The sequence below is a fragment of the Streptomyces sp. NPDC019531 genome (assembly GCF_044903305.1).
Taxonomy (GTDB): domain Bacteria; phylum Actinomycetota; class Actinomycetes; order Streptomycetales; family Streptomycetaceae; genus Streptomyces.
On sequence record NZ_JBJDQL010000107.1, the window covers coordinates 1 to 6180 of the forward strand.

Here is a 6180-nt window from a genome sequence, read left to right on the forward strand (position 1 = left end):
TGGCCGACCGCGGCACGAGCCTGCTGAACGACCTTCGGGTCAGCGGCCAGGACCTGACCGATCCCCTTCTCGTGCTCCTCGCTGTACTGCTCCCAGATGGGGCTGTTGTAGTACTCGGCGAAGCGGGGGGTGAACTCCTCTTCTGCTTGGCTGGTTCGCTGCGGCTCGGGGGAACCTGCGTCCGAGGACGACACGGCGGAGCTTCTGCGAGATTCCACGGACACGACGGGTTCGACGACGGGTTCGGGCTCGACGACGGGTTCGGGTTCGGGGCGCGGCGGGAGCTCCGCCCACGCGGCCGGCGCCGGGAGCGGGTGGAACTCGTCGTTGTCGTACAGCACGCCGCCACGCAGATCGGTGGCGATGTTGCGGAAGCCCGTGCCGCTGTACGTCCTCTCGCGCAGCACGCTGCCCTCGCCGTCGGTGAAGGACAGCGCGACGGCGTCGGACTCGGGCTGGTGGGCCAGGTTGATGATCAGAGGGATCGCAGACCCCGGCCTGGTCACCACGAAACGCCTGTTCAAGCCGGACTCGTCGGCCGTCTCCCGAACCTGGGCATCCTCCAGGCCGGGCCAGCGCTGCAGCGAGCCCTTGCGGAATGCCGTGCTGAAATCCTCGAACGCCGTCTGCGACGGGAGGCCGGGCCACTCCTCCCGGATCAGTTCCTCGAACCGGTCGGGTGGAATGGCCTCGGCACGGACCGGGATGATCCTGATGCCGTTCTCCACGCGAGGCTCTCCGGTACGGACGAGCACAGTCGGGGAGAGCGTGACCTCCCACTGGCTCTGGTTGAGTGCCGGCATGTCTCCCTCGGCGGGCTGGTACTGCCCGGGGTAGGCCATGGCGAGCTTGCCGTGGTCCGCGGGAACGTCGATCTCGAAGATCACGCGGTTGCCGGCGGTCCCGTTCCGCGCCCAGACGGCCTGGAAGTCGTAGTTGTTGGAGGTGGAGATGGGTAGCCGCTCCACGAACCGGTCGGCTCGCTGGCTCTCCGGGTCCATGGACAGGCCCCGGTAGACCGTGACGTGCTGGTTCCGCCCTTCGAAGAGCAGGTCCCGAGTCACCACCTGGAAATGCCGCACCTTGTCCACGAGCGTGCCGTCAGCCAGGGCGGACGGGGTCACGAAGCCGCCGTAGCCCTTCTTCGACGTGAAGGAGCCGCCGATGACGTCGCGCATGAGGTCGGCCACCCGCTTGTCGGCCGCCGCCGCGCGCAGATGCGTTCTGGACAGCTCGACCGAGGCCGCCCAGCGCTGGCCCGCGTCCGCACTGAGCCGGGCGGGCGCCGCCGGAGGCTCGGTCGCCGGCGCCAACGCCTCGGCCGTCTGCTGGAACGCACCCGACCGGGCGTAGCGCTGGCGCCCCTGCGGGGAGGCGACGACGTACTCCTCGCCCGCCCTGACGGGCCAGTGGTTTCCTTCGGCGTCGGGAACCGGCTGGGCCGTGAGGTCACCGAGCCGACCGTGGACTGTGAGGGTTTCACCGTCGAACAGCCCGCCGGAGAGTACGACCGTTTCCCCCGCCAGGGACGGTCGTCCGCCGAAGCCCAGGGAGAAGGTCCAGGTGTGCACGGAGGCGTCGCCGGTTGGACCGAGCTTGGCTACCTGAATTCGGCGTGCACGCCCCTCAACCGCGGACTCCACACGGTACCGGCCCGCAGCCGCCTCCGTGCCCAGGACTTCCGGCTGCCCGGCGCGGGGAGCATACAACTGCATGCCGTGCTCACCCGGAAGATCCGCCAGGAAACGGGCGTCCGGTCGGTTCCGTCCCTCGGCCGGGAGCACGAAGCGCGGGGTGAACTCCTCCTCCGCAAGGCTCGTGGGCCGCGGTCCGGCCTCGGAGGGGCTCGGGGATACCAGGGCAGCCCCCAGTACGGTGCTGTCCTCGACTGATTGTGGCTGGTCCGTCGGCTCCTCTCTCGGGCGCATCGGCCTGGCGAACAAGCCCTCGTCAGAAGACGTGTCTTCGGGTGTGTCCGACCGCTCCGAGGCGGGCACGGTGGTGCGGTCGGAGGGTGCGTCGGAGTCGGTTGCGGCGCCGGGTGCCGTGGTGAAGTCCGCCAAGACGGGGGTGGTCGGGGTCGTCGGGGTCGTCGGGGTGGTCGGGGTGGTCGGGGTGGTCGGGGTGGTCGGGGTGGTGAATCCGAGATATGCGCCTATGGCCGTCAGCGCGGCAGGGTCGAAGCCGCGCTGCTTGGGCATGATGTTGAGCTCCGCCAGCGCCGCGTCCTTCGTGACGGGCTTGCCGCCCACCTGGTCGCCGTGGCCCTCCCGCCAGGGGATGGCGCTCTCGTGGCCGGTCCTGGTCGCCATGGCGACCACCCACTGGCCGGTCAGGGTAGGCACTCTGTTGAGCGTGATCCGGTTGTAGCCGATGGGCTTGTGCCAGGGCTCCAGGCGACCGGCCTGGCGGTTGCCCATTTCTTCGAGGTAGCGCACCTGGTGGCCGATCAGGGCGTACGCCTCCAGGTTGCCGCTGCGGAACCCCAGGTGCTTGAGGTCGCCGCCGGCGGCTTGGGAGAGGTGGTCGAAGAGCTGGAACTGGTCCAGGCGGGTGCCGCCGGGGAAGAGCGTGGTCCAGTCGTCGTCGGTCCAGAACTCCGTGAGGTCGTGGACGTTCGGGTAGTCGGAGGCCAGCCGCGCCAACGCGCCGCCGGGCGCTCGGTCGCCCGCGACGATCACGGACGTTTCGGGCGACAGGCGCTCGATGATCTGCCGCAGCCCAGTCACGCTGGTGTCGTGCTGCGGGTGCGCTCCCCCTTGCTTGCCGCTGCGCCGCGACCACAGCACGGCATGTGGCCCTGCCTCGCGGATTCCGCGCGCCGCGAGGAAGTCGCGCACCAGGCGGGTGCGGGGTTGGTCCAGTCCCCACGCCGTGCGGACCTTCGCGCGTGCTTGGCCCTGGTTGCCCCACCGGTTGACGACCTCGGCGGAGGCGTACGACACCGGCTTCTGGAAGCGGGCGCTGCGCAGCCCGTCCGGCAGAGTCGGAGCCATTGCGTCATACGGCAGCGCCTCGGAACCGTGGGCGGCTGCGGTGTAGGTCTTGTGCGGGTTGTCGACGTGAAGGCTGTGGACACGCTCTTCTTGCGCACGCGACTCATTGTCCCGCTGGACGGTGATCTCGACCAGCGCGGCCGTGCGCGCCTCGGGGGACAGCTCGGTGTTCGCCTCCAGCTTCTCCCGGAGCTTGGCGTACCGGCTATGCACCGGTGCGGTCAGGGTTGCGCGGAGGAAGGAGCCGACCTGGTCTCGGTGACGGGGGCCTGTCAGCACGCCGGCGTGGAGTCTGGGGTTGAGCAGGAGGGCTGTGGCGAGGCCGAACATGTCGCCGGTGAAGTTGCCTGCCGTCAGTACCAGGGCCCGGAAGGGGCCGGGGCCGGCGCGGAAGGTGTCGGCGAGGTCAGTGAGCGTCTCGCGCAGCCGCTCGACGTCCTGCGCGGTCGCACCGAAGTCGCGCCACTCGTTCTCCAGCGCCTGGCGAGACTGCTTGCCCTTCGTCAGCTCGCCCAGCGCGTTGCGGAACTGAGCTGTGAGCGTGTCCGCGGCCCCCGCCGCCGTCCCGCGGCGATAGGCGTCGCCGCGCCGCGGCTCCAGCTCGTCGGCGAGCAGCACATCGCCGGCGGGCTGCTTCGCCAAGGCCCACAGCAGGTCGAACAGGTCCTTGCGCCGCTTCGGGCCAGTCCGTCTGGCCAGCGAGAACGCCTTGTCGACCAGGGCATCGGCCACGGTCGGCACGGTGATCCCGGCGACGTCCGTCGCGTCGTCGTACGCGATGCTGCTCGGGCCGACGGTGACCTCGACCCCGTTGATCATGCCGGTGAGTGCGCGGCCGTCCTTCGGGTCCGTGGACAAGGCGTTCGGGAGGCTGTCCGGGGGTGTGGGAAAGCGCTCGGCGACCGCCTGGTTGATGGTGTCGGCGAACCCCGTTACGTAGGGGGTGTGGAGGCGGAAGTCCAGGTCGGCCATCGGGCGCGGGCTGTCGAACAGCAGGTTGATCTGGGCGCCGCCTGCAAGCACGATGCGGTGGCCAAGGCCCCGCATCAGCGCGCTGAACTCCCGGCCCACCGTCAGCTTCGCCTCATTGGTCACGGCCGTCGCCCGCGGGGCGGGGAGGGACGGCGACGGAACCGGCTGCGTCGCCTGAGACGAGGAGGCGGCTGCCTGCTGACCCGATTCGACCCGCACCTCGCGGCTGACAGTCCCCCGGCTGCCGTCGTCGTTGTAGGAGAACAGGAGCTTGTGCACGGCCCCCGCCTTGGCCTTGCCCTTTGCGTTGCCCTGGACGCTGAGTGCGGCGGCATGGTCGGTCGCGCCGATCCGCTCCAGAACGAGGGAGACAAGGTCACCGACTGGGACGCTGTCGCCCTCGACCGTGATGATGAGCTTGTTGCCGTCGCCCTGGTCCTCAACCGTCTGATCCCAGCGCCTCTCGACGTCCTGGACCACCTCGCGCGAGGCCGTGAACTTGGCCTGCGCCCGGGCCGGCGGATGGAGCGGATCCAGATCCGTGGGGGGCAGAAGGCTCGCGTCGTCGGCCGGGGCAGCGGTGCCGGAAGGGGCCGACAGGGGGTGGTCGTGGACGGCGGGACCGGAATCCGCAGTGCCCTCAATCATCTTCAGGAGGTCCAGCGGCAGGACTGGGTCGGTCACACCGGTGACGTCGGCCATGATCCCGGTGTGGTCAGTGCGCTCGGCGAGGCGGCGGAAGAGGAAATCGGGGTCATGGTAGGCGTCGATCGCACCTGTGTAGTGCAGCAGCTCGTGGAGGACGGTGGTCTCATCACGCTGCCGCGCTTGCGATGACGGGTCGGCGGTGGTGTGCAGACGCAGGTGGAGCTGGTCGGAGTCGGCCGGGTCAGGCGTCCTGCTTAGCTCGATGGCCTCCGGGTGATCGGGGGCGTGGGTGAGCGTGAGATCGATGTGAAGCTGGTCGCCGGAGCGGGGCAGCCGCAGACCGTGATTGACGTGCGTGTCCATCAGCTCCCGCATCCGCTCCTGGAATGCTGGGAGGTCGTCCAAGGAGAAGCCCTCGCCGAAGCGCACGGGCAGGTGGAGGGAGAGGTTCCTTACCCAGCGGCCGTCATCGGCCTGAATCCGGCGGATCCACATGCGGATCCGGATGTCACGCCCGGCCAGACCCACGGCGGCCGCGCCCGGCCGCAGGGGGTCGCGGGCCGGGTCATAGCGCTCCATCCACAGCGCAGACGCCGGAGCAGCCGACCGCCGGGACCGCCACTGCTCCCGGCGGACGGGGCGGGGTCGGGCCGCCAGGTACTTGTCGCCGCGTGCATAGAGGGTCGCCGCGCTATGGAGGGAGGCGTTGCGGTCTCCGTAGCGGTTGAACGTGCCGTTCTCGTGGACGAGAACCACGTTGATCTGCTGCACACGAGCGGCCGACTCGGCTGCCAGCGATGCCATACCGGAATTCCAGCGGCGGGCCGTGCGCAACTGGCTCTGGATCAGAGTCGCTTCCTGACGGCGGGTCAGCCGGAACATGGCGGGCAGCCGTCCGCCGTCGCGCTCGAACTGGCGGCGTTGGTCGCGGTCGAGGACCACGCTTGCCGCGGCCAGCTCCTCCGGGCTGAACGTGGCATGCGGGTCCAGCCCGGCCGTCTCCGGCAGTGCCTGGGCCGCCATCAGGTCGCGAAGCCGGTCTGGGTCCAGGTAGCCGGGTGCGGCGGCCGCCAAGGCCCCGTAGAAGCGGTTGCCGTCTCCGGAGGGCGTGATCAGGTCGTAGACGGATCCGTCGGGGCCGGTCAGCTGTCGGGGAGCCCCGCCCTGCAGATCCACCAGGTAACGGGCGTCAGGACTGTTCTGGCGCCCGGCCTGGGGCTCCCCGGTGCCGGACGCCGGGCCGAAGAGCACGGCGGCGACCGAGTCCGCGAGGGTAAGCGGCTTCGAGCCGGCGAGCGGATTCAAGGCGTCGACATCGGTTGCCCCGGCGTCATCGGTGGGCTCGGTGCGATCGGTGTTGTCTGCAGCCCTGGTACCGGCGATGGCCTCCGGTTCGGCGGCCCCGTCGAGCACGGGTTCGCGGGCGGGCGGGGCGGCAGAGGCCTCCACGAGGTCGGTACCGTCCGTGCCGGCGACGGCGTTCGTACCCGAGGACGCGTCCGCGTCCTTGACCGGGGGGGAATTCCACCCATGAGTGGGGAACAGAGCCGCGGGCACGGCGCCC

General features: G+C 70.3%; 1 protein-coding gene. It reads right to left on the bottom strand.

Going from position 1 to position 6180, the window contains the following annotated elements:
* Positions 1-6065 (bottom strand): nucleotidyl transferase AbiEii/AbiGii toxin family protein (locus ACI2L1_RS44770; protein ID WP_404745238.1); only part of this gene is annotated, 6065 nt, incomplete at its 3' end.
* Positions 6066-6180 lie beyond the last annotated feature (115 nt).